Source organism: Leptotrichia sp. oral taxon 847 (assembly GCF_001553645.1).
In the GTDB taxonomy this organism is placed as follows: Bacteria; Fusobacteriota; Fusobacteriia; order Fusobacteriales; family Leptotrichiaceae; genus Leptotrichia.
In genome coordinates this window covers 1,102,560-1,126,123 of record NZ_CP014231.1, presented here as the reverse complement: position 1 = coordinate 1,126,123, position 23,564 = coordinate 1,102,560, and the positions used below count along the sequence as shown (strand labels likewise).

General features: G+C 34.7%; 15 protein-coding genes, 1 tRNA gene, 4 rRNA genes and 1 pseudogene. 17 read left to right on the top strand and 4 right to left on the bottom strand.

Annotation, left to right across the window (positions count from 1 at the left end; all coding sequences use genetic code 11):
* Window positions 1-71: 71 nt before the first annotated feature.
* Window positions 72-1,547, bottom strand: a complete 1,476-nt coding sequence (locus AXF11_RS05195; protein WP_068155557.1) for a carbon starvation CstA family protein — start codon at window positions 1,545-1,547, stop codon at window positions 72-74.
* A gap of 385 nt (window positions 1,548-1,932) precedes the next feature.
* Between AXF11_RS05195 and AXF11_RS05190 the strand changes: the two genes are divergently transcribed.
* From AXF11_RS05190 to AXF11_RS05145, 10 genes and pseudogenes are all read left to right on the top strand, one after another.
* Entirely contained in the window at window positions 1,933-2,418 is a 486-nt protein-coding gene (locus tag AXF11_RS05190) for an HMA2 domain-containing protein (protein WP_068155554.1), read from the top strand.
* A gap of 58 nt (window positions 2,419-2,476) precedes the next feature.
* Window positions 2,477-2,848 (top strand): hypothetical protein, encoded by a 372-nt coding sequence (locus AXF11_RS05185; protein ID WP_068155553.1) that lies wholly within the window; start codon window positions 2,477-2,479, stop codon window positions 2,846-2,848.
* 38 nt (window positions 2,849-2,886) lie between these two features.
* Window positions 2,887-5,069: pseudogene (locus AXF11_RS05180) on the top strand (heavy metal translocating P-type ATPase).
* 47 nt (window positions 5,070-5,116) lie between these two features.
* Window positions 5,117-5,863, top strand: coding sequence for a hypothetical protein (locus AXF11_RS05175; RefSeq protein WP_068155551.1), 747 nt, complete (start codon window positions 5,117-5,119; stop codon window positions 5,861-5,863).
* Between the two features lie 39 nt (window positions 5,864-5,902).
* Window positions 5,903-6,190 (top strand): hypothetical protein, encoded by a 288-nt coding sequence (locus AXF11_RS05170; protein WP_068155548.1) that lies wholly within the window; start codon window positions 5,903-5,905, stop codon window positions 6,188-6,190.
* A gap of 47 nt (window positions 6,191-6,237) precedes the next feature.
* Window positions 6,238-6,924 (top strand): 2,3-diphosphoglycerate-dependent phosphoglycerate mutase, encoded by a 687-nt coding sequence (gene gpmA / locus AXF11_RS05165; protein ID WP_068155545.1) that lies wholly within the window; start codon window positions 6,238-6,240, stop codon window positions 6,922-6,924.
* Window positions 6,925-7,216: 292 nt separating this feature from the next.
* Window positions 7,217-8,727: ribosomal RNA gene (locus AXF11_RS05160) — 16S ribosomal RNA — on the top strand.
* A 112-nt stretch (window positions 8,728-8,839) separates the two neighbouring features.
* Window positions 8,840-11,744: ribosomal RNA gene (locus AXF11_RS05155) — 23S ribosomal RNA — on the top strand.
* Between the two features lie 59 nt (window positions 11,745-11,803).
* Window positions 11,804-11,917, top strand: a 5S ribosomal RNA gene (gene rrf / locus AXF11_RS05150).
* The 16S, 23S and 5S rRNA genes sit together here with 1 tRNA gene alongside, the layout of an rRNA operon.
* Before the next feature lie 14 nt (window positions 11,918-11,931).
* Window positions 11,932-12,008: transfer RNA gene (locus tag AXF11_RS05145), tRNA-Asn, on the top strand.
* Window positions 12,009-12,109: 101 nt separating this feature from the next.
* Here the strand turns inward: AXF11_RS05145 and AXF11_RS05140 are convergent.
* Window positions 12,110-12,334 (bottom strand): heavy-metal-associated domain-containing protein, encoded by a 225-nt coding sequence (locus AXF11_RS05140; RefSeq protein WP_068155543.1) that lies wholly within the window; start codon window positions 12,332-12,334, stop codon window positions 12,110-12,112.
* A 255-nt stretch (window positions 12,335-12,589) separates the two neighbouring features.
* Between AXF11_RS05140 and AXF11_RS05135 the strand changes: the two genes are divergently transcribed.
* The 4 genes from AXF11_RS05135 (at window position 12,590) to AXF11_RS05120 (ending at window position 15,859) form a co-directional block, all read left to right on the top strand.
* On the top strand, window positions 12,590-13,435 hold the full coding sequence (locus tag AXF11_RS05135; RefSeq protein WP_068155541.1) for a glycosyltransferase family 2 protein: 846 nt from the start codon (window positions 12,590-12,592) through the stop codon (window positions 13,433-13,435).
* A gap of 250 nt (window positions 13,436-13,685) precedes the next feature.
* Window positions 13,686-14,894: a dTDP-glucose 4,6-dehydratase gene (locus AXF11_RS05130; protein ID WP_068155538.1), complete on the top strand. Its 1,209-nt coding sequence runs from the start codon at window positions 13,686-13,688 to the stop codon at window positions 14,892-14,894.
* Window positions 14,895-14,927: 33 nt separating this feature from the next.
* The gene (gene rfbC, locus AXF11_RS05125; RefSeq protein ID WP_068155536.1) at window positions 14,928-15,506 is read left to right on the top strand and encodes a dTDP-4-dehydrorhamnose 3,5-epimerase; all 579 of its coding nucleotides are present in this window, start codon (window positions 14,928-14,930) and stop codon (window positions 15,504-15,506) included.
* Window positions 15,507-15,646: 140 nt separating this feature from the next.
* Window positions 15,647-15,859, top strand: a complete 213-nt coding sequence (locus AXF11_RS05120; RefSeq protein ID WP_068155534.1) for a hypothetical protein — start codon at window positions 15,647-15,649, stop codon at window positions 15,857-15,859.
* A 214-nt stretch (window positions 15,860-16,073) separates the two neighbouring features.
* On the opposite strand, the gene rsmG is transcribed toward AXF11_RS05120, so the two are convergent.
* Together rsmG and mnmG are read right to left on the bottom strand one after the other, a co-directional pair.
* Entirely contained in the window at window positions 16,074-16,778 is a 705-nt protein-coding gene (gene rsmG, locus AXF11_RS05115; RefSeq protein WP_068155532.1) for a 16S rRNA (guanine(527)-N(7))-methyltransferase RsmG, read from the bottom strand.
* Window positions 16,779-16,829: 51 nt separating this feature from the next.
* Window positions 16,830-18,716 carry a tRNA uridine-5-carboxymethylaminomethyl(34) synthesis enzyme MnmG gene (gene mnmG, locus AXF11_RS05110; RefSeq protein ID WP_068155531.1) on the bottom strand — a complete coding sequence of 629 codons (1,887 nt, stop codon included), beginning with the start codon at window positions 18,714-18,716 and terminating at the stop codon, window positions 16,830-16,832.
* Between the two features lie 727 nt (window positions 18,717-19,443).
* Here mnmG and AXF11_RS05105 point away from each other — a divergent pair.
* The 3 genes from AXF11_RS05105 to AXF11_RS05095 all read left to right on the top strand — a co-directional run bounded on the left by AXF11_RS05105 (window position 19,444) and on the right by AXF11_RS05095 (window position 23,455).
* Window positions 19,444-19,938, top strand: coding sequence for a flavodoxin (locus AXF11_RS05105; protein ID WP_068155529.1), 495 nt, complete (start codon window positions 19,444-19,446; stop codon window positions 19,936-19,938).
* A 374-nt stretch (window positions 19,939-20,312) separates the two neighbouring features.
* Window positions 20,313-21,833, top strand: coding sequence for a hypothetical protein (locus tag AXF11_RS05100; protein ID WP_068155528.1), 1,521 nt, complete (start codon window positions 20,313-20,315; stop codon window positions 21,831-21,833).
* Window positions 21,834-21,944: 111 nt separating this feature from the next.
* A 16S ribosomal RNA gene (locus AXF11_RS05095) occupies window positions 21,945-23,455 on the top strand.
* Window positions 23,456-23,564: the final 109 nt, after the last annotated feature.

Here is a 23,564-nt window from a genome sequence, read left to right as displayed (position 1 = left end):
AAAATATAAAAAAACAGTCAAGCAAAGATTTCTGAAAAACCTTGTTTGACTGTAATTTTTTCTTTCTTTATTTATTTGGCAACATGTAAATGTCCAGCGTGATGAGATTTTCCATGCAAATGATGTTTATAGTTAAATAGTAATGCTGTACAGATAATCGTAACTACACTTGCGATTAATATTCCATAAAATTCAATAGTGTGAACAGGAACGTTCTTGAAAAATCTTACAAATCCTTCTGGAGCGATTACAATATAGGTTGTAACAACCATTGTCATAAATATTGATGGAATTAATGCGAATAAGAATGGTTTTCCTTTTTTAACAAGCCATACTGTTGCAGTCCACAATGAAACGGCCGCCAAAGTTTGATTTGCCCATGCAAAATATCTCCAAATAACGTTAAAGTCGATAGTTGTTAAATAAATACCAATGATAAATAAAGGTATTGCGATTAAAAATCTATTTTTTATTGGACTTTGCTTAATTTTGAAAATGTCGGCAATAATTAACCGTGAACCTCTAAAGGCAGTATCTCCCGAAGTAATAGGACAAGCAACAACACCTAGTACAGCTAGAAACGCCCCAAATACACCAAGCAACTGAATAGATGCCTTATTTACAACAACCGCAGGAGTTCCGGCAGCGGCAAGTTCTTTAATTCCGCCAAACACAGTCATCGCAGCGGCAGCCCATACCAACGCAACAACACCTTCTGCAATCATAGCGCCATAAAAAACTTTTCTTCCTTCAGTTTCATTTTTTAGGCAACGTGCAACCATTGGGGATTGAGTAGCGTGGAACCCGCTTACTGCACCGCAGGCAATAGAGATAAATAAGTAAGGGAACATTGAAACTCCTTTAGGATGCGGATTTCCCTTAAAAATTTCGGTAACTTCAGGAATTGCAAAAGCTCCTGTAAATTGTCCGTAAATTAACATTGTCCCAATACCAATCGCCATAAATAACAATGCAAAACCAAAAATTGGATAAATTTTGGCAATGATTTTATCAAGCGGGAGAATTGTCGCCAAAATGTAATAAGCAATTATAATAATTGTAAAAGTCATAGCGCTTACGCCTGGAATCAAATTATGAAGAATGTCGGCAGGCGATTTTATAAATACTACTCCAACTAAAAGAAGCAATACAATTGAAAAAACTCTCATAATCTGCTGCATTACAACGCCCAGATTTTGTCCTACGAGTTCACCAATACTGCTTCCCTTATCCCTAAGCGAAAGCATACCAATCAAGAAATCGTGAACTGCTCCTCCAAATATACATCCAAAAACAATCCACAAAAATGCGGCCGGTCCCCACAAAGCCCCTGCAATCGCTCCAAATATCGGTCCTGTTCCGGCAATATTTAAGAATTGAATCAAAAATGCTTTTGGAGTGCTAATTTGCACATAATCGACACCGTCGTAATATTCAATTGAGGGCGGTATTCTATCAGGTTCTATTCCAAAAACTTTTTCTACAAATTTACTGTAAAATGCGTAACCCAAAATAAGAGCAACTATTGCTAAAATAAAAGAAATCATAATGAAAACCTCCTATAGTTTTGAATATTCGTTTATTTATTGTATAAAAATTTTAAAATTTATTTTGCTAATAATATAATAGCCTGATTTTAAAAAAAAACAAGAGTATTTTTTGAAAAAATTTAACATTGATTTAAAAGATAGGGACAAAATGCTTAGACGAGTGTGAAGATTATAAAGGAAAATGGAGAAGTTTTCCTTTTATGTAAAAAAATAGAAAAAATTATATTAAGTAAAATAACATCTCGTAATCAGAAATAGATAAAAAATATTGAAACTAAAAATCTGACTCTAAAATTCGTACTTTGTCAGTTTACAAAAATGACCTTGTAATTTAAAATAAAAAGTTATATAATAAATTAGAAAAATATTTAAGGAGTCGATTATGTTACAAAGTTTTTACGGCGTTATACAGGTAAAACATTACCAAACTGGACGTTTAAGGCTTCAAGCGGATGTACTAAAGGAAAATGTGGAATTAGAGCAAGAATTTTTAAATAATATGAAACAATTATCGGGAATAAATGAAGTAAAAATAAATTCTGTCATTGGAAGTATCCTAATTTATTTCGATGAAAAAGTGCTTGAGAGTTCTTTTCTGTATTTAATAGTGCTAAAATTACTTCATTTGGATGAAGAAGCCTTGAAAAGTAAATCTGGAAAAGTGAAAGTAATGCTAAAGCAGATATTTGAAGCGATGGATATGACTATTTATAATAAGAGTAAAGGTTATTTGGATTTGAAAACATTGATTTCTGGAATTTTTATTTTTTATGGACTTAAAAAGTTGAGAAAAGTTCCAGTATTACCCACAGGCGCTACATTATTATGGTGGGCTTCCAGTCTATTATCAGAAGGAAAAAGAAAATAAAAAGTGCTGTGAAAATAAAAGAAAAAAAAACAAACGGAAAAATTGAAAGGGAAAAATAATGTTAGAAAATTTATTTAAAGCCACGTATTTGATGTTTAATCAGATAAAGGTTGTACACAGTATTCCTGGAAGACTTAGACTTTTTGTTCCAAATTTATCAGATGTGCCAGAACAGCTGAAAAAGTATGATTACAAAGTTACAAAATTTATTTTATCCAAAAGAGGTATAAAAAGTATTGAATATTCATATATAACAAATAAAATTTTACTTTACTATGATACAAAGTTAACTTCGGAAAAAGAAATATTGGACTGGTTAAATAAAGTCTGGAAAGCAGCAATTAATCATTCTGAATTATATGAAAATAAATCTTTGGAGGAAATAGAGAATAATTTAGATGCCTTTTATGATATAGTTAAAGAGCTTTGAGTATCGCTTGAATGAAAGAAAGATAGAAAGGAATTTTTATGTTAAATAAAAATTATTTATTGGATTGTGAAATTTTACATGAAATTCGTGGAAGAATCAGAATAAAATCGAGAGCATTAAAATATCTTGGGGTTCATAAAGAAGAAATAATAAATCAGCTGCAAAATGTTCATTATGTCAAAAGTGTTAAAATTAACAATATTATAGGAACTGTTCTCATTTATTTTGATAATTTTACATTGACTGGTGAAAATTTAGTATCGTTAGTTCAAAATACATTAAGTACACATCTTGTTGAAATTTATAAAAATGAAAAAAAGAGACATCAAACAAATATGTGATAGAAAGACGATTGCAGGAAGAATCTCCGCAAAAAATTTTAAAAAGAATTGGAGCTGCAGTATTACTGCTTTTGATTCCAAGTCCGAAAACCAAATTTACAGGATTTAGACGACTGTTTAATTATAAAACTTTATCGACAATTTTTCTAGCAGTACCTGTTTTAAAAAATGGAATTTATTCGTTGATTAAAAATAAACGTCCTAACGCAGATACGTTGAGTTCCACAGCAATTATCAGCAGCATTGCTTTAGGAAGTGAAAGAACAGCTTTGACAATTATGATTTTGGAAAGATTTGCGGAGCTTTTGACTGTTTATACAATGAAAAAGACTCGTGGCGTTATTAAAGATATGTTGAGTGTTGGAGAGAGTTATGTTTGGAAGCAATCGGACAATGATGATGAAATTACTAAAAAAGTTCCGATTGAAGAAATAAAAAAAGGGGATTTAATTCTTGTTCAGACTGGAGAAAAGATAAGTGTTGACGGAACAATCGAAAAAGGTAGTGCAGTTATCGACCAATCGGCGATTACAGGAGAATATATGCCTGTAAAAAAGGAAGTTGGACAGGAAGTTTTTGCCGGGACACTTTTAAAAAATGGAAATATTACTGTGAGAGCTGAAAAAGTAGGTGATGACAGGACTGCTTCAAGAATTATAAAATTGGTTGAAGATGCTTCATTTAACAAAGCGGATATTCAATCCTATGCTGATACATTTTCTGCACAATTAATTCCGCTAAACTTTTTTCTTGCTGGAATAGTTTATTTTTCAACAAGAAATTTACAAAAAGCGTTAAGTATGCTTGTAATTGACTATTCATGCGGAATAAGATTGTCAACTGCAACGGCTTTTTCCGCTTCAATTAATACAGCTGCTAAAAATGGGATTTTGATTAAAGGAAGCAACTATTTGGAAGAGCTTTCAAAATCTGATACGGTTATATTTGATAAAACGGGGACAATTACTGAAGGAAGACCGAAAGTTCAGACTGTAAGAACTTTTGCTAAAAATATGAAAGATGACAGAATGCTTGTGTTAGCTGCGGCTGCTGAAGAAACTTCGACTCATCCTTTGGCAAGTGCAATTTTGAATGAAATAAAGAATAGAGGGTTAAAAATACCGCGACACAAGGAAAATGTGATTAAAGTTGCAAGAGGAATTGAGACTTTTGTGAATAAGGACATCATTCGTGTGGGAAGTCTAAGGTATATGAAAGAAAATGACATTTCTGTGGAAATATCAGCTGATACGGTAAAAGGAATGCAAAATCGTGGTGAAATAGTTATTTATGTAGCTAAGAATGATAATTTAATCGGTGTCATTGGAGTTTCTGATCCTCCGAGAGAAAATATAAAAAAAGCAATAAATCGGCTTAGAAATCAGGGAATAGACGATATCGTACTGCTTACAGGAGATTTAAGACAGCAAGCTGAAACTATTGCGTCAAGAATGTCGATGGACAGATATGAATCTGAGTTATTGCCAGAAGACAAAGCTAAAGATATTTTAAAATTCCGCTCAATTGGCTCAAAAGTCATTATGATCGGAGATGGAATAAACGATGCTCCAGCTCTTTCTTATGCAAATGTAGGAATAGCGCTTGGGAGCACAAGAACAGATGTTGCAATGGAAGCTGCCGATGTTACAATAACTTCTGACGATCCGCTGTTGATACCAGGTGTAATAGGTTTAGCTAAAAATACTGTAAAAATAATAAAGCAAAATTTTGCAATGGCAATTGGAATAAACAGTTTTGCTCTTGTATTGGGAGCAACGGGATTGCTTCCGGCTATATATAGCTCGGTTTTGCATAATTCGATAACAATTTTAGTGGTTGGAAATTCGTTGAGACTTCTAAAATATGACGTCAATAAATAGAGTTTTTGTTTTTTGTATCTTTACAGTTTACTTTTGGAGGAATTTATATGAAAAAATTAACTTTAACGGTACTTCATAAATTACCAAATCGTGTCAGATTTAAAGTTTCTCACAGAATTATTAATATAAAAAAATTTTTTGAAACAATAAAAGTTGGGACTCAAAATACAAATTTACGATATAACGAAATTATAAATACATTACTTGTAACTTTTGAACCTGAAGAAATCACGATAGATGAAGTAATTTATCGAACAGCAACAGCACTGTCAGTCGAGCACGAAATGACTTCGGTAAAATTGGTAGAAGATTTTGAAGAAAAATCAATAGATTCACTGTCTGTGTATTCTGGAGCGGCGATACTTCTTTCCTTTTTGTACGGACTGGGAAAAAGTAAAATTGAAAAGTTGCAGCTGGATATAAATAATTTTGCGGCAGGACTGACAACGGCGGCAATCATAGAACACGCCTATATGGAAACACGGCGAAAAGGCTTTTTTGATATAGAAATATTACCTGCCTTGTATTTGCTTAAATCCTACATGGCAAATAGATCGGTTGTAGCAATAGCGCTTATGTGGTTTACAACTTTTGGGCGACATCTTGTGCTAAATAATTTTTCAAATAAAGAAGTGAGAATTTATCGTCTAAAAGCTGAAAATGGCAAGTTTCATTATGTTGTAGACGTAAAAGATGACAATTCCATTGAAAATTTGAGCGACTTAATAGACCATATATTTTTTAACAACAGAACGGGAAATGAGTCAGATGACAAATATATAGCTTTAAAATAAAAAAATTAAAAATAATAAATAAAATTTGGAGGTAAAAATATGATAAAATTTGGAAGTGTAAAAAAAGAACATTTAGTGGGAGCAGCAATCGGAGTGGGAACAGTTGCAGTAGGTTATTACCTATATAAAAAAAATCAAAGTAAAGTCGACAGTTTTTTAAGAAAACAGGGAATAAATATAAAAACATCTTCCCAAGCGGCTTATGATAATATGAATCTTGAAGAATTGATGACAGTAAAGGAACATCTTGAAGATTTAATTGCCGAAAAAGAACTTTCTACGAATGCAGCTGTTGTAGAAACAGTAGTTAAAGCTGAAACAAAATAATGAAATAATAAAATAATAAAAAATATAAAATTTAGGAGGAAAATATTATGAAATTAGTACTAATTAGACACGGTGAAAGCCAGTGGAACTTGGAAAACAAATTTACTGGATGGAAAGACGTGGATTTGAGTCCAAAAGGAATTGAAGAAGCAAAAGCTGGAGGGAAAGCATTAAAAGAAATGGGATTAGTTTTTGACATCGCTTACACATCTTATTTAAAAAGAGCGATAAAAACTTTAAATTATGTATTGGAAGAATTGGATGAATTGTATATTCCAGTTTACAAATCATGGAGATTGAACGAACGTCATTATGGAGCATTACAAGGGTTGAACAAAGCTGAAACTGCCAAAAAATACGGAGACGAACAAGTTCTTATCTGGAGAAGAAGTTTTGATGTTGCACCACCTGCAATAGAAAAATCAAGTGAATATTATCCAAAATCAGACAGAAGATACGCTGATTTATCTGATGCCGAAGCTCCACTTGGAGAAAGCTTAAAAGATACAATTGCAAGAGTATTACCTTATTGGCATTCAGATATTTCAAAAAGTTTGCAAGAAGGAAAAAATGTTATTGTAGCAGCTCACGGAAACAGTTTAAGAGCTTTAATAAAATATTTATTAAATATTTCAGATGAAGATATTTTAAAATTAAATTTGACAACAGGAAAACCTTTAGTTTTTGAAATAGATAAAGATTTGAATGTAGTGTCATCCCCTGATTCTTTTTAGTCTGAAAAAGAAATAGTTCTAAACAAAGATAAAATAAAGCACATTAATTTTTATAATAAAGCAGTCAAGCAAAGTCTTTTTAATAAAGTTTGTTTGACTGTATTTTTTTTTAAAAGTATGAATTGCGATAAAAAACCAAAAAAATAAGAAAAAAGTAGTTGACAAGGAAAAGAAACTTTGATATAATATATTTCGTCGATACAAAAAGTGTCGCAAAAGGACAATGAAAAAAGAAGAAGAATTTAAGTGTGATAGATTAAAAAAATATGTAAGGTGAAATTTAATATATTGTTGAATGAAGAGTTTGATCCTGGCTCAGGATGAACGCTGACAGAATGCTTAACACATGCAAGTCTATGGGGAAACGGTGCTTGCACCGCGTTAACCATGGCGGACGGGTGAGTAACGCGTAAAGAACTTGCCGGATGGTCCGGGATAACAGTCGGAAACGACTGATAATACCAGATATTATGAGCCTGCCGCATAGCCGGCTCATGAAAAGCAATGCCATCCGAGAGCTTTGCGTCCTATTAGCTTGTTGGTAAGGTAACGGCTTACCAAGGCTATGATAGGTAGCCGGCCTGAGAGGGTGGACGGCCACAAGGGGACTGAGATACGGCCCTTACTCCTACGGGAGGCAGCAGTGGGGAATATTGGACAATGGGGGCAACCCTGATCCAGCAATTCTGTGTGCACGATGAAGGTCTTCGGATCGTAAAGTGCTTTCAGCAGGGACGAAGTTCTGACTGTACCTGCTAAAGAAGCGACGGCTAAATACGTGTCAGCAGCCGCGGTAATACGTATGTCGCAAGCGTTATCCGGAATTATTGGGCATAAAGGGCATCTAGGCGGCTTTGCAAGTCCGAGGTGAAAACTATTGGCTCAACCAATAGCTTGCCTTGGAAACTGCTTTGCTAGAGTATTGGAGAGGTGGACGGAACTGCACGAGTAGAGGTGAAATTCGTAGATATGTGCAGGAATGCCGATGATGAAGATAGTTCACTGGACGATAACTGACGCTCAAGTGCGAAAGCTAGGGGAGCAAACAGGATTAGATACCCTGGTAGTCCTAGCTGTAAACGATGATTACTGGGTGTGGGCATGAAGAGTGTCCGTGCCGAAGTTAATGCGATAAGTAATCCGCCTGGGGAGTACGGCCGCAAGGCTGAAACTCAAAGGAATTGACGGGGACCCGCACAAGCGGTGGAGCATGTGGTTTAATTCGACGCAACGCGAGGAACCTTACCAGATCTTGACATCCTCGGTAGGTGATAGTAATATCACCGTGCCCTCGGGAACCGAGTGACAGGTGGTGCATGGCTGTCGACAGCTCGTGTCGTGAGATGTTGGGTTAAGTCCCGCAACGAGCGCAACCCCTATCGCTAGTTGCCATCATTAAGTTGGGGACTCTAGCGAGACTGCCTGCGAAGAGCAGGAGGAAGGTGGGGATGACGTCAAGTCATCATGCCCCTTATGATCTGGGCTACACACGTGCTACAATGGCTGGTACAGAGAGACGCAATGCAGCAATGCCTAGCTAACCTCCAAAGCCAGTCCAAGTTCGGATTGAAGTCTGCAACTCGACTTCATGAAGTTGGAATCGCTAGTAATCGCAGATCAGCAATGCTGCGGTGAATACGTTCTCGGGTCTTGTACACACCGCCCGTCACACCACGAGAGTTGTCTGCACCTGAAGCTGCCGGTCTAACCTTTCGGAAGAAGGCATCTAAGGTGTGAACAGTGATTGGGGTGAAGTCGTAACAAGGTATCCGTACCGGAAGGTGCGGATGGATCACCTCCTTTCTAAGGAGTTTGTTTCTACACTTTCTTCTTCTTTACAGTTTTTCTTTTAAAGGACAATGGGAAATGAATAGTAGGTAAAAGATTACAACAAAATAGTTTATTCTGTTAATAAAAAAAAGCTAATTAAGAGCACACGGAGGATGCCTAGGTAATAACAGCCGATGAAGGACGCGATAAGCTGCGATAAGTCAGGTCGAGATGCACATAATCAATGACACCTGAATTTCCGAATGGGGTAACCTGCATACCCAGATGGTATGCGCGAAAGCGGTAAGCCTGTGAACTGAAACATCTAAGTAACAGGAGGAAAAGAAAGTAAAAACGATTCCCTCAGTAGCGGCGAGCGAACGGGGATAAGCCTAAACCGTACCGGTGCCAAGCTGGCAGCGTTGCCGGTACGGGGTCGTGGGATTTCATACGACTTATGCCATAATGTCTAAGTAGCATAGCAGTAAGAAGAATCAGATGGGAAGCTGAACCATAGAAGGTGATAGTCCTGTATGTCGTATATGCTGTGCTATGATTTGAAACTCCCGAGTAGCGTCAAGCACGAGGAATTTGGCGTGAATCTGCGTGGACCATATCACGTAAGGCTAAATACTGTTATTGACCGATAGTGAAGAGTACCGTGAGGGAAAGGTGAAAAGAACCCTGTGCAAGGGAGTGAAATAGAATTTGAAACCGTGTGCTTACAAACGGTAGGAGCACTTTATGTGTGACTGCGTGGATTTTGGTTAATCATCCTGCGAGTTATGATCAGTGGCAAGGTTAATTAATGAAGCCGAAGGGAAACCAAGTCTTAACAGGGCGACATAGTCGCTGGTCATAGACGCGAAACCTAGTGATCTAGGCCTGTCCAGGCTGAAGCTGAGGTAAGACTCAGTGGAGGGCCGAACTCACCGCCGTTGAAAAGTTGGGAGATGAGATAGGTCTAGGGGTGAAAAGCCAATCGAACTAGGAAATAGCCCGTTCTCTCCGAAATGCATTTAGGTGCAGCCTGAATTTTAGATATGTGGGGGTAGAGCACTGTATGATCTAGGGGGCATATTGCTTACCGAAATCAAGCAAACTACGAATACCATTTATTACTGATTCGGAGTGAGTCCATGGATGATAAGGTCCATGGACAAAAGGGAAACAGCCCAGACCACCAGCTAAGGTCCCTAATTATGTCTAAGTGGGAAAGGAGGTGGATATTCACAGACAACCAGGAGGTTGGCTTAGAAGCAGCCACTCCTTAAAAGAGTGCGTAATAGCTCACTGGTCGAGAGTATCTGCGCCGAAGATGTAACGGGGCTAAAGACATAAACCGAAGCTGTGGAAGCGGCATAGCCGCTTGGTAGGAGAGCGTTCTGTAGGTCTACGAAGGCTGGCCGTAAGGCCTGCTGGAGACATCAGAAGTGAGAATGCAGGAATGAGTAGCGAGAAGGAGGGCGAGAATCCCTCCGGCCGGAAGTCCAAGGTTTCCGGGGGAAGGTTCGTCCGCCCCGGGGAAGTCGGGACCTAAGCGTAAGCAGAGATGTGATCGCGAATGGTAAATAGGTTAATATTCCTATACCACTGTCAGTCGTCTGAGTGACGGAGTGACGCAGTAAGGTATGTGAGAAGGCTGTCGGAATAGCCTTTCTAAAGACCTAGCCTGGGCACGCAGGTAAATCCGCGTGCCTATAGGTGAGACCCTACGGGTAAGTGCTTTTGCATAAGTCACAAATCCTACACTGCCTAGAAAAACTTCTAACAAGACTCGTCAGTGCCCGTACCCTAAACCGACACAGGTGGACAGAGTGAGAAACTTAAGGCCGACAGGATAACTCTAGCTAAGGAACTCTGCAAAATAGCCCCGTAACTTCGGGAGAAGGGGTGCCTGATATACTTAAGAGGAGAAACACCTCAAGGGGAAACAGGCCGCAGTGAAGAGTCTCAAGCAACTGTTTACCAAAAACACAGGTCTATGCTAAGCTGTAAGGCGACGTATATGGGCTGACACCTGCCCAGTGCCGGAAGGTTAAGAGGAGGAGTGAGAGCTCCAATTTGAAGCCCCGGTGAACGGCGGCCGTAACTATAACGGTCCTAAGGTAGCGAAATTCCTTGTCGGGTAAGTTCCGACCTGCACGAATGGTGAAATGATTTGAGAGCTGTCTTGGCTGGAGACCTGGTGAAGTTGTAATGTCGGTGAAGATACCGACTACCTGCAGTAGGACGGAAAGACCCCGTGGAGCTTTACTGTAGCTTGGCATTGGGTTTTGACAATGTGTGTATAGGATAGTTGGGAGACTTCGAAGTTAAGGCGTCAGTCTTTTCTGAGTCACTGTTGGAATACCAACCATATGTTGTCGGAATTCTAATCCTTTACCGGAGACAGTGCTAGGTGGGCAGTTTGACTGGGGCGGTCGCCTCCAAAAGAGTAACGGAGGCGTTCAAAGGTTCCCTCAGGCTGGATGGAAATCAGCCTTCGAGTGCAAACGCATAAGGGAGCTTGACTGCAAGACCGACGGGTCGAGCAGGTACGAAAGTAGGAGTTAGTGATCCGGCGGTCCCTGATGGAAGGGCCGTCGCTCAACGGATAAAAGCTACCCCGGGGATAACAGGCTGATACTTCCCAAGAGTCCATATCGACGGAAGTGTTTGGCACCTCGATGTCGGCTCGTCTCATCCTGGGGCTGGAGAAGGTCCCAAGGGTTGGGCTGTTCGCCCATTAAAGAGGCACGCGAGCTGGGTTCAGAACGTCGTGAGACAGTTCGGTCCCTATCCACTGCAGGCGCTGGAATACTGAAAAGTTCTGTCCTTAGTACGAGAGGACCGGGATGGACAAACCTCTGATGTATCAGTTGTCACGCCAGTGGCACGGCTGAGTAGTCACGTTTGGTTAGGATAATCGCTGAAAGCATCTAAGCGAGAAACCCCCTTTAAGATGAGTATTCCCAGTATCCACATAGACTATGTGGTCGATAGGCTGGAGATGTAAGCGCAGCAATGCGTTCAGTTGACCAGTACTAATATTACTTAAGCTTTTTTGTCTTTTACTTAGCCTACTATTTATTTCTCATTGCCTTTTTTCAATACCCTTTATATTCTGTTTGGTGACTATTGCAACAGGGATACACCCGGTCTACATTTCGAACCCGGAAGTTAAGTCTGTTTACGCCTACGATACTTAGTGTTCACTAGGAAAAATAGGTAATCGCCAAACTTTTTCTTTTCTGCGTCTCCGTAGCTCAGCTGGTTAGAGCATCTGACTGTTAATCAGAGGGCCGTTGGTTCAAGTCCAACCGGGGACGCCACTTTTTTATTTGAATAAAAAAAATACCAACTCTTAATTCCTTATTTCTAAGTTTAATTATATTTTTAGAGTCGGTATCTTTGGATTTCGTAATCTCTTTTTTTATTCAGTGATTTCAGTTACATTTTTTACTTTGTAACCAGCTGCGTTTATCAAATTTGCAATTATCATGTCGTTGACTTCTTCATTTAAAGTTATTTTTGCATTTTTTTCCACCAAACTTACTGTTACTTCTTCGACTTCTGGAATGGAATATAATGTATCTTCCACTTTTTTTTGACAATGTTCACAGTGCATTCCATCAATTTCAACTAATTTTTTTATCATAAAAAACATCTCCATTCATTTTAAATTTTCATTTTTATTATATAAAACTTTTTCTAAAAATTCAAGAGTTATAAAATATTTCAATATAGAATTAAAAAATCTATAAGGTTGTAAAATAAAGGTTATAAAATAGCTGTGATGATATTTTAAGTAAATATGTTTTCATTTTTTAATACCTTAAAAATATTTTTCTTTAAATTTATTTGAAAAAATGGTATTATAATACTAGATTAACTTCTTAGCAAAGGTGAGATTATGTATGATTTTACAGCGTGTATTGTAACGTACAATACTCCAATTAATAATTTAGAAGAAATAATTAAATGTTTTCAAAAAATTAAATTAAATTTTAAATTGTGGATTTCAGATAATTCGGAAATGAATGATTTAAAAAATTTGTTTAAAAAAATTGATGATACTAGGATAGAATATATTTTCAATAATTCCAATAAAGGGTTTGGAGCAGGACATAATGTGATTATTAATAAATTGATTAGTAATCCTGAAATATCTGAGTTTCATTTAATTATTAATGCGGACATTTTTTTTGAAGAAAATACCGTCGAAAAAATTGTTGCGTATATGAAAAAACATAAGAAAATTGGGCAGATTGGACCTAAAATTAAAGATTTTGACGGGGAATTTAATTATACATGCAGGTTGTTTCCGACACCTGTAAATCTTATTTTCAGAAGATTTTTACCATTTAAAAATGTTGTCAAAAAAATGGATTATGATTATGAAATGAGATGGGCTAATTTTAATAAAATAATGGAAGTTCCAATTCTTTCTGGCTGTTTTATTTTTGTAAGAACATCTGTATTTAAGAAGATAGGCGGATTTGATGAAAGATTTTTTATGTATATGGAAGATTATGACTTATGTCGAAGAATAGGGAAAAAATACAAAGTTGTCTATTACCCGGAAGCTGAAATATTTCACGAACATGGAAAAGCTTCGTATAAGTCAAAAAAAATGATGATATTTCATATAAAATCTGCCATAAAATATTTTAACAAGTGGGGATGGTTTTTTGATAAAGAACGAAAAATTAAAAATAACGAAATACGAAAAAAAAATGATAAAAAAAGAAGTTTTTGACATTGAAAGAACGTTCTTAAAATCAAAATAAAAGTGATTATGGCTAAAAGATTAATAGAATTATTTTAAAAATTTGAACGTATGAATTTTGAATGAAGTTAATTTAGAACATTGAAACTAGTATTAAAGTTTTTTTTATGATGAACTTATAAAATAAAAAATTTAAGCATAAATATTAAATTATAAGATCTTGATTTAATGTTTATGCTATTTTGGTATTACTGAATTAGTAAAAGTTAGGAGGAAATGAATGAAAACATATTTAGTGACGGGAGCAGCTGGTTTTATAGGTGCGAACTTTTTGAAATATATTTTGAAAAAGTATGAGAATAGAGAGAATATAAAAGTTGTAGTTGTAGATGCGTTGACTTATGCGGGAAATTTGGGGACAATAAAAGAGGAGATAAAAGATGAGAGAGTGAAATTTGAGAAAGTGGACATACGCGACAGGAAAGAAATTGAAAGGATATTTGCGCAGAACGATGTTGACTTTGTGGTAAATTTTGCAGCGGAATCGCATGTTGATAGATCGATTGAAAACCCACAAATTTTCTTGGAAACTAATATTTTGGGAACCCAAAATTTGTTGGAAAATGCTAAAAAGGCTTGGACGGTTTCTAAAGATGAGAATGGGTATCCAATTTATAAAGATGGTGTGAAATATTTGCAAGTTTCTACTGATGAGGTTTATGGAAGTTTGGCAAAAGATTATGAAACAGCGATTGATTTAATAATTGATGACGAAAAAGTAAAAAAAGTTGTAAAAAATCGAACAAATTTGAAAACTTATGGGGATAAATTTTTTACAGAAAAAACAGCAGTCGATCCGAGAAGTCCTTATTCTGCATCAAAAACAGGAGCTGACCATATTGTAATTGCGTATGGAGAAACTTATAAAATGCCGATAAATATTACTAGATGTTCTAATAATTATGGTCCTTATCACTTTCCAGAAAAATTAATTCCTCTGATGATAAAAAATGTGCTTGAAGGCAAAAAGTTGCCTGTTTATGGGAAAGGAGACAATGTAAGGGACTGGCTTTATGTGAAAGATCATTGTAAAGGAATTGACTTAGTTGTGAGAAATGGTAAAGTGGGAGAAATTTACAATATTGGTGGATTCAATGAAGAGCAGAATATTAACATTGTAAAATTAGTAATTGATATTTTAAAAGAAGAAATTTCAAATAACGATGAGTATAAAAAAGTTTTGAAAACGGACTTAGAAAGCGTAAATTATAGTTTGATAACTTATGTTCAGGATAGATTAGGACATGATATGAGATATGCAATTAATCCTTCAAAAATAGCAAAAGAGTTGGGATGGTACCCTGAAACTGATTTTGAAACAGGAATCAGAAAAACTGTCAAATGGTATTTGGAAAATCAAGATTGGGTAAATGAAGTAGCTTCAGGTGATTATCAGAAATACTATGATGAAATGTATGGAAATAAATAGGAATTTATGAAAAAAGTTATGAAGGAGGAAATTATGAATAATTTCGAAGTGATTGAAACACCGATAAAAGGTTTGGTAATAATTCAGCCAAAGGTGTTTGGAGATGAAAGGGGATTTTTTTTAGAAACATATAATAAAAAGTCATTTGAAGAACTGGGACTTACGATGGAATTCGTTCAGGACAATCATTCAAAATCCAAAAAAGGCGTGCTTAGAGGATTACATTTTCAGACAAAACATACTCAAGGGAAACTTGTCAGAGTGGCAAAAGGGAAAGTGTATGATGTGGCTGTGGATTTGAGAAAAAATAGTAAAACATTTGGTAAATGGTATGGAGTTTTGTTGACAGAAGAAAATAAAACCATGTTTTATGTACCTGAAGGGTTTGCACACGGATTTTTGACATTGGAAGATGATACAGAATTTATGTATAAATGTACCGACTTATATGCCCCAAAATATGATAGCGGAATTTTATGGAGTGACAAGACGATTGGTATTGACTGGAAATTTGAAGAATTTGGGATAGATCCTAGTGAACTTACAATTTCTGAAAAAGATAAAGTTCAGAAAAAATTTGAAAAAAATAAAGTTTATTTTGAAAACTATTAAAAAACTTTTTTAAAAATACAAAAAATAAGCTTAAATTAATATAAAAAAATATGAAAAAGATATTTATAAAAAGTAAAAAAGTTTTGATTTTTAACCGAAAAAGTGCTATAATGTGGAAAATTTAGATTGGAGATGATAAAATGAAAAATATCATAAAAAAATCGTTATTAATTTTAGGAATGCTAAGTTTTTCAGCAATTTCTTTTTCAGCGAGAAAAGTTTATGTGAAAAGGGAACCTAATAGAATCATTTCAACTATAAAGAGTAGATTGGCAATAAGAAGAGCAAGAAGAGCTAGAAAATCAAAAAAAGTGTACGTAAGAAGAGAGCCTAGAAGAAGAAGAAGAAGATAATTAAAATAATAAAAAGACTATCTCATAATTTTTTTGAGATAGTTTTTTAATTGATATAGTTAGTTTAAATTTTAAAAATGTTTGAAGAATATTTATAATTTTTTTGAAGCTATATATAAATCCAGTAATATAAGGATTTTTTAGTTTATTTACACAAAAAAGTTTACATTCTCTACAGAAAATAAGGAATAAGGACAATTAAAATTTTTTTATTTTATAGTGGTTTTTTTGATGGAATTCCCGTCTTTCTTGGATATTTTTCGTCAGTTTTTTTCGTTTTTTTGATTTCTAAAATGATTCTTTCGTCACAACTGTCAGGAAGATTGAATTTGTGAATATTTTCGATTTTCGAGCTTAACTTTGAAAGTGCATTTTTACTTTCAGCGACTTCATTTAAGTTGAGTTTTTGCGGCAAAAATCTTCCATTTAATTGAATAAAAGGTATCATATATTCCAAAATGACCCTTAAGTTTGCAACTCCCCTACAAAGTCCAACATCAAAAACTTCTCTTTTTCCTTTTATTAGTTCTTCAGCACGTTCAAAACTTGTTTGAACATTTTTTAAATTTAATTTTTCAACCACTTCGTCGATGAAATTGATTTTTTTTCTCACGGAATCAACTAGTAAAAACTCTTTTTCAGGATAAAAAATTGCAAGAACAAGTCCAGGAAATCCCGCTCCTGTTCCAACATCAATAAAAGATTTTTCTTCGTTTTTAATAATTTTTGTAAGTAAAAGCGAGTCGATAAAATGTTTTTCTATCATTCCCTTTTTCTCACGAATTGCTGTAAGATTCATAACTTTATTTTTTTCATAAAGTAACTCAAGAAAATTTAACATTTGTTCCATCTTTTCATCTTCCAATGTTATTTCCAATTTTAAAAGTAATTTTTCAAAATATTTTTTTGTATTTTCCATAAATTTTCTTTTCCTTTTTCTCTTCTTTAATAATTTTATTCTTAGTCTTTTTTATTTCAAAATTCCATCCAAATACATTATAAGTACTGAAATATCAGCTGGAGTTACACCTGCAACTCTTGCTGCTTGTCCCACATTGTACGGTTTTTTTTCTTTCAATCTCTGTTTTGCTTCACGTGTTATCCCTTTCATCGCATCGTAGTCAAAATCTTTTGGAATCAATTTTGTGTCAAGTTTTTTTTCACGTTCCATAACATTTAGCGCTCTTGCGATATATCCTTCGTATTTTACTTGAACTTCAATTTGATATTCAGTTTCGGCGTCAAAATCCAATTTTGGAGGGTTTTCAATATCTTGTGCAATGTATTTTATATCTTCGTAGCTAACTTTTGGACGACGTAAAATTTCTTTTAAAGTTGTTCCACTTTTTAGCGATTCTCCATATTTTTCAAGGACTTCCACCAGTTTTTTGTTGCTAGTTCCAAGTTTTGTTTCTTCCAATTTTGTAATAGTATTTTTGACATCATCTATTTTTTTTAAAACTTTGTCGTAATATTTTTTAGGCAGCAGTCCAACTTTGTAACCTTTTTCAGAAAGTCTGATATCCGCATTATCTTCTCTTAAAACAAGCCTAAATTCAGATCTTGCAGTAAACATTCTGTAAGGTTCAAATAGTTCTTTATTAATCAAGTCATCTATCATTGTACCGATATACGAGCTTTCTCTATCTAAAATTAAAGGTTCTTTGCCTTTTACTTTGAGAGCTGCATTTATTCCTGCAATAATTCCTTGAGCCGCGGCTTCTTCGTAACCGCTTGTACCGTTTAACTGACCTGCTAAAAATAAACCTTTTATTCTTTTTGTTTCAAGCGAGTAGTCAAGTTCACTTGGATTTACGATGTCGTATTCGACAGCGTAACCGTAACGCATAATATGAGCATTTTCAAGACCTTCAATTGAGTTTACAATTTTTTGTTGCAATTCGGCTGGATAGCTTGTGGAAAGTCCACTTACATAAACTTCTGTCGTATGAAATCCTTCTGGTTCCAAAAATAAGTGGTGGCTGTCCTTGTCGCTGAATTTTACGACTTTGTCTTCGATTGATGGACAGTAACGAGGTCCTGTACTGCTGATGCTTCCATTATACATGGGCGCTCTATCGAGATTTTCTGTTATAATTTTGTGTGTAGTTAAATTTGTTCGAGTCAAAAAGCAAGATAATTGTGGTCGGCTTTGAGTTTCACCGATTGACGTTCTCATTGAAAATTTTAATGGAATTTTAGTTTCACCTGGCTGTTTTTCCAATTTGTCCAGATTAAGTGTTCTTATATCCAGTCTAGGTGGAGTCCCTGTTTTAAATCTTCCCATTTTGAAACCTAATTTTTTTAGTGACAAAGTCAGGTCATCTGCTGAAAGTTCACCCATTCTCCCACCTTTAACTCTTTTTTCTCCGATGTATAAAAGTCCGCGAAGAAAAGTTCCTGTTGCAAGTACGACAGCTTTTGCACAAAATTTCATCCCTGTTTTTGTCTTAATTCCTTTAATTTCGCCATTTTCTGTCACAAGTTCTGTCACAATATCCTGAATTGTATCAAGATTTTCTTGTTTTTCCACAGTTTTTTTCATTTCTAATGCGTAAATTTTTCTGTCAGCTTGGGAACGAAGAGATCTCACAGCGGGACCTTTTTTTGTGTTTAAAATTCTCATTTGAATAAAGCTCTTGTCCATATTTCGTCCCATTTCTCCACCAAGTGCATCAACTTCTTTTGCCAAATGGCTTTTTGCAGGTCCGCCAATAGAAGGATTGCACGACATAACGCCGATATTATCTAAAGTTATTGTAAAAATTGCAGTATTTAGACCCATTCTGGCAGAAGCTAAAGCAGCTTCCACACCGGCATGTCCGGCACCTACTACAATTACATCATAAGTTTTCATTTAAAAAAATTCCTTTCAATTTTTATGTAAAAAAAAATTCTAATTTTATTTAATAAAAAGCTTCAGTTAATCACAATTAGAAAAATTTTTAAAAAATTCTTTAAGCATATTATAACACAAAAAAATACCGCAATCAATTTAAGATTGAAGCACTTTTGCCTTTTTAAAAATTTGAATGGAGATAAATTTTTTGTCATAAACCTAGCAAAAAATGGTATTTTAAAATATAATCTTAAAAATTCCAAAATCAAAAGATGAGCTGGATAAAACAAGTAATTTAAAATTTTATTTTCCTCTTTTTATTATACAAAAGCCAAATCCAAGAAGTGGAAAAGAATTCTTTAAAAATTGAAATATAACCAAATATTATAGATATTGGAGGTTTGTCATAAAAAATATAGAAGAAATACAAATCCTTTTCATAATCCATTTTTTGGAATTGTTGTTAGAATACATATTGTTGCAAGAATCAAAAACGAAATAAAATGCTAAATATATTTATTATTATATGTCAGTTAAATTTTTTTCAGTTTTAATTTTAGAGTTTAAATTTAAAAAAATAAAATGGTTGTCTAAATTAAATTATTTTGATATAATACAATAAAAAAAATTGTTAATTTTAAAAAAATTTGACAATCAAAGTAAAATGTGATATATTTAGTCATATAATTTTTTAAAAATAAAGACTGGATATAGAATATAAATTAAATCAAACGGAGGTTAGAAAATGGCAAAAGTAGGTATTTTTTACGGTTCAACAACTGGAGTTACAGAAGATATAGCAAATAGAATTGCAGAAAAAATTGATGGAGCAGAAGTTTTTAACATTGATGGAAATGTAGACAAACTTGAAGATTTTGATGTATTAATTTTAGGAACGTCAACTTGGGGATTTGGAGATTTGCAAGATGACTGGCAAGCAGTGTTAGACGATTTAGCTAATTTAAATTTAGCTGGGAAAAAGGTAGCATATTTCGGAAGTGGAGATCAAGGAACTTTTTCCGACACATTTATGGACGGAATGGCTATTATAAATGAAGAAATTTCAAAAACAGGAGCAACTGTAATTGGAAATACTTCAACAGAAGGATATGAGTTCAATGAATCAAGAGCAGTGAAAGACGACAAATTTTTAGGACTTGCATTGGACGAAGTAAATCAATCTGATTTAACAGACGAAAGAATCGACGCTTGGGTTGAAGAAATAAAAAAAGAATTTTAATGAAATTTTGTGAAAAAAGTTCACAACTATAATTATGGTTTTAGCTATATTTATATATAACTAAGATAAAATCAATTTTCACGAATTGATTTTCTCTCCAAAAAATAAAGAAGGTGTCTCCACAACACCTTTTTTATTTTATCTATATAAATAGAAAAATTATGATAATAATAGATAAATTAACTATAAAAATATAAATATCCTTTTTATAAAAAGTTCTTTACAATTAATTTTAATTAAAAATTAATCAAAATAAATTAATTACAAGTTTAAAAATCAAGATTACTAAAATTATAAAAGCACCTAAAAAATAATATTTATAATTGATATTATTAAATTAGTTTTAATAGTTATAAATTAAGGTGATTTATGTAATGAAATTGGACTTGGAAGAAAAGGATTTATTAAGGGAGATAATAAATTTTAAGATTGTAAGTAAGCGAGATATAGAAAGTAGGTATAATTTTAGACAGTTAAAATATATACTTATGAAGATTAATGATGTTTTAAAAGAAATCAATGCAGAAGTTGTTTATAGTAATTACAGTTATGTTTATTATTTTGGAAGTTACAATGAGAAGATTTTTAAATTAGAGAGCGAAGAAAAGAAATTAAAAAGAACCTATAGAAGAGAACTAATCGAACTATTCTTACTTTTCAGTGATAAAAAATTAAGTATTTATAGAATAATAAAAAAACTAAATTTAAAGGAAGATGAAAAAAATAAGATAAAGAGCGATGTTCAGAAAGTGTTATTTAAATATGGGATAAGTTATGAAGAGTACAAAGATTCTATAAATATAAAAGAATTGTTTAGAAATAAGGGATATAAGCTAAATAAAATCAGAAGAGAATTTCTAGAAGAAATTCTGTTAAAAAGGCTAAAAAATGAGAAAAATGATATTTATTCAGAAAATTTTTACATTAAAAACCTAGAATTAACATTGGATATAAAAAATATTAAATATATTCAAAGAAAAATATTTTTATATCTGGAAGAAAATAGCAGTATAAATTCTATGAAGGAAAAATATAAAATATTAACAAAATTTTTAATGGATTTGAAATCTCAGAGATATGAAATGGAAAAAGAAGTATCTGTTGAAAATGGAATGGAAGAAAAATATTTTACGATGATAAAAAAGATTTTGAAAAAAGAAAACATAAAATTTTATCCCAAAATAGTAAAAGATCTTTACAAAAACTTGAAAACGAAGTCAAAAAAAGAAAAGTCAGTAATAGAAGATATAAACAAAAAAATTAAAGAACTCTCATTGAAAGAAAATTCAGGTATAGAGCTTTATGAGATTGAAGAGAAAAGAAAAATGCATAACGATGAAGAATTTATAGACAGGAAAATAAAAAAAATATATGTGCCAAAAGAAGAGATAAAAAGGATAAAAACTATAGTTTTGATGGACATAGAAGAAAATAATATTATGAGAATATTTAATGAGATCTGGAAGATATCGGGGTTTTTGGAAATAGTAGAAGTTTTTAATTTAAGTGAATTTAAAAAAAACATAAATAAAACAGAAAAAAGGTACGAACAGATAATAATAATTTCAACTTCTAGCAGGATAAATGATATAAAAAATTTCTCAAAGATACCAATATATTTATTAAATATAGAAAATTTAAAGACATTTACTACACCAGTTGCAAGAAAATACTATTTAATAAAAAAAGTTATGGAATTAAGAAATACAATTGAGGAATATCGGAAGTTAACAAATGAAAGACAGGAGATTATTAGAATAATAAAAAGGAACAAGAAAAAGAGAAACGATGCACTGCAGAAGAGAAATAATCTACAAAAGATTAAAAATCAAATTGAAAAAATGAAAAAGAAAAAAATAGGGAAAAAAGTAGTTGACAAGGAAAAGAAACTTTGATATAATATATTTCGTCGATACAAAAAGTGTCGCAAAAGGACAATGAAAAAAGAAGAAGAATTTAAGTGTGATAGATTAAAAAAATATGTAAGGTGAAATTTAATATATTGTTGAATGAAGAGTTTGATCCTGGCTCAGGATGAACGCTGACAGAATGCTTAACACATGCAAGTCTATGGGGAAACGGTGCTTGCACCGCGTTAACCATGGCGGACGGGTGAGTAACGCGTAAAGAACTTGCCGGATGGTCCGGGATAACAGTCGGAAACGACTGATAATACCAGATATTATGAGCCTGCCGCATAGCCGGCTCATGAAAAGCAATGCCATCCGAGAGCTTTGCGTCCTATTAGCTTGTTGGTAAGGTAACGGCTTACCAAGGCTATGATAGGTAGCCGGCCTGAGAGGGTGGACGGCCACAAGGGGACTGAGATACGGCCCTTACTCCTACGGGAGGCAGCAGTGGGGAATATTGGACAATGGGGGCAACCCTGATCCAGCAATTCTGTGTGCACGATGAAGGTCTTCGGATCGTAAAGTGCTTTCAGCAGGGACGAAGTTCTGACTGTACCTGCTAAAGAAGCGACGGCTAAATACGTGCCAGCAGCCGCGGTAATACGTATGTCGCAAGCGTTATCCGGAATTATTGGGCATAAAGGGCATCTAGGCGGCTTTGCAAGTCCGAGGTGAAAACTATTGGCTCAACCAATAGCTTGCCTTGGAAACTGCTTTGCTAGAGTATTGGAGAGGTGGACGGAACTGCACGAGTAGAGGTGAAATTCGTAGATATGTGCAGGAATGCCGATGATGAAGATAGTTCACTGGACGATAACTGACGCTCAAGTGCGAAAGCTAGGGGAGCAAACAGGATTAGATACCCTGGTAGTCCTAGCTGTAAACGATGATTACTGGGTGTGGGCATGAAGAGTGTCCGTGCCGAAGTTAATGCGATAAGTAATCCGCCTGGGGAGTACGGCCGCAAGGCTGAAACTCAAAGGAATTGACGGGGACCCGCACAAGCGGTGGAGCATGTGGTTTAATTCGACGCAACGCGAGGAACCTTACCAGATCTTGACATCCTCGGTAGGTGATAGTAATATCACCGTGCCCTCGGGAACCGAGTGACAGGTGGTGCATGGCTGTCGACAGCTCGTGTCGTGAGATGTTGGGTTAAGTCCCGCAACGAGCGCAACCCCTATCGCTAGTTGCCATCATTAAGTTGGGGACTCTAGCGAGACTGCCTGCGAAGAGCAGGAGGAAGGTGGGGATGACGTCAAGTCATCATGCCCCTTATGATCTGGGCTACACACGTGCTACAATGGCTGGTACAGAGAGACGCAATGCAGCAATGCCTAGCTAACCTCCAAAGCCAGTCCAAGTTCGGATTGAAGTCTGCAACTCGACTTCATGAAGTTGGAATCGCTAGTAATCGCAGATCAGCAATGCTGCGGTGAATACGTTCTCGGGTCTTGTACACACCGCCCGTCACACCACGAGAGTTGTCTGCACCTGAAGCTGCCGGTCTAACCTTTCGGAAGAAGGCATCTAAGGTGTGAACAGTGATTGGGGTGAAGTCGTAACAAGGTATCCGTACCGGAAGGTGCGGATGGATCACCTCCTTTCTAAGGAGTTTGTTTCTACACTTTCTTCTTCTTTACAGTTTTTCTTTTAAAGGACAATGGGAAATGAATAGTAGGTAAAAGATTACAACAAAATAGTTTATTCTGTTAA

What these genes read in the sequence shown, in the direction of transcription:
- AXF11_RS05195 (WP_068155557.1), bottom strand. Translation starts at nt 1,547, where the DNA reads ATGATTTCTTTTATTTTAGCAATAGTTGCTCTTATTTTGGGTTACGCA.
- AXF11_RS05190 (WP_068155554.1), top strand. Translation starts at nt 1,933, where the DNA reads ATGTTACAAAGTTTTTACGGCGTTATACAGGTAAAACATTACCAAACT.
- AXF11_RS05185 (WP_068155553.1), top strand. Translation starts at nt 2,477, where the DNA reads ATGTTAGAAAATTTATTTAAAGCCACGTATTTGATGTTTAATCAGATA.
- AXF11_RS05175 (WP_068155551.1), top strand. Translation starts at nt 5,117, where the DNA reads ATGAAAAAATTAACTTTAACGGTACTTCATAAATTACCAAATCGTGTC.
- AXF11_RS05170 (WP_068155548.1), top strand. Translation starts at nt 5,903, where the DNA reads ATGATAAAATTTGGAAGTGTAAAAAAAGAACATTTAGTGGGAGCAGCA.
- gpmA (WP_068155545.1), top strand. Translation starts at nt 6,238, where the DNA reads ATGAAATTAGTACTAATTAGACACGGTGAAAGCCAGTGGAACTTGGAA.
- AXF11_RS05140 (WP_068155543.1), bottom strand. Translation starts at nt 12,334, where the DNA reads ATGATAAAAAAATTAGTTGAAATTGATGGAATGCACTGTGAACATTGT.
- AXF11_RS05135 (WP_068155541.1), top strand. Translation starts at nt 12,590, where the DNA reads ATGTATGATTTTACAGCGTGTATTGTAACGTACAATACTCCAATTAAT.
- AXF11_RS05130 (WP_068155538.1), top strand. Translation starts at nt 13,686, where the DNA reads ATGAAAACATATTTAGTGACGGGAGCAGCTGGTTTTATAGGTGCGAAC.
- rfbC (WP_068155536.1), top strand. Translation starts at nt 14,928, where the DNA reads ATGAATAATTTCGAAGTGATTGAAACACCGATAAAAGGTTTGGTAATA.
- AXF11_RS05120 (WP_068155534.1), top strand. Translation starts at nt 15,647, where the DNA reads ATGAAAAATATCATAAAAAAATCGTTATTAATTTTAGGAATGCTAAGT.
- rsmG (WP_068155532.1), bottom strand. Translation starts at nt 16,778, where the DNA reads ATGGAAAATACAAAAAAATATTTTGAAAAATTACTTTTAAAATTGGAA.
- mnmG (WP_068155531.1), bottom strand. Translation starts at nt 18,716, where the DNA reads ATGAAAACTTATGATGTAATTGTAGTAGGTGCCGGACATGCCGGTGTG.
- AXF11_RS05105 (WP_068155529.1), top strand. Translation starts at nt 19,444, where the DNA reads ATGGCAAAAGTAGGTATTTTTTACGGTTCAACAACTGGAGTTACAGAA.
- AXF11_RS05100 (WP_068155528.1), top strand. Translation starts at nt 20,313, where the DNA reads ATGAAATTGGACTTGGAAGAAAAGGATTTATTAAGGGAGATAATAAAT.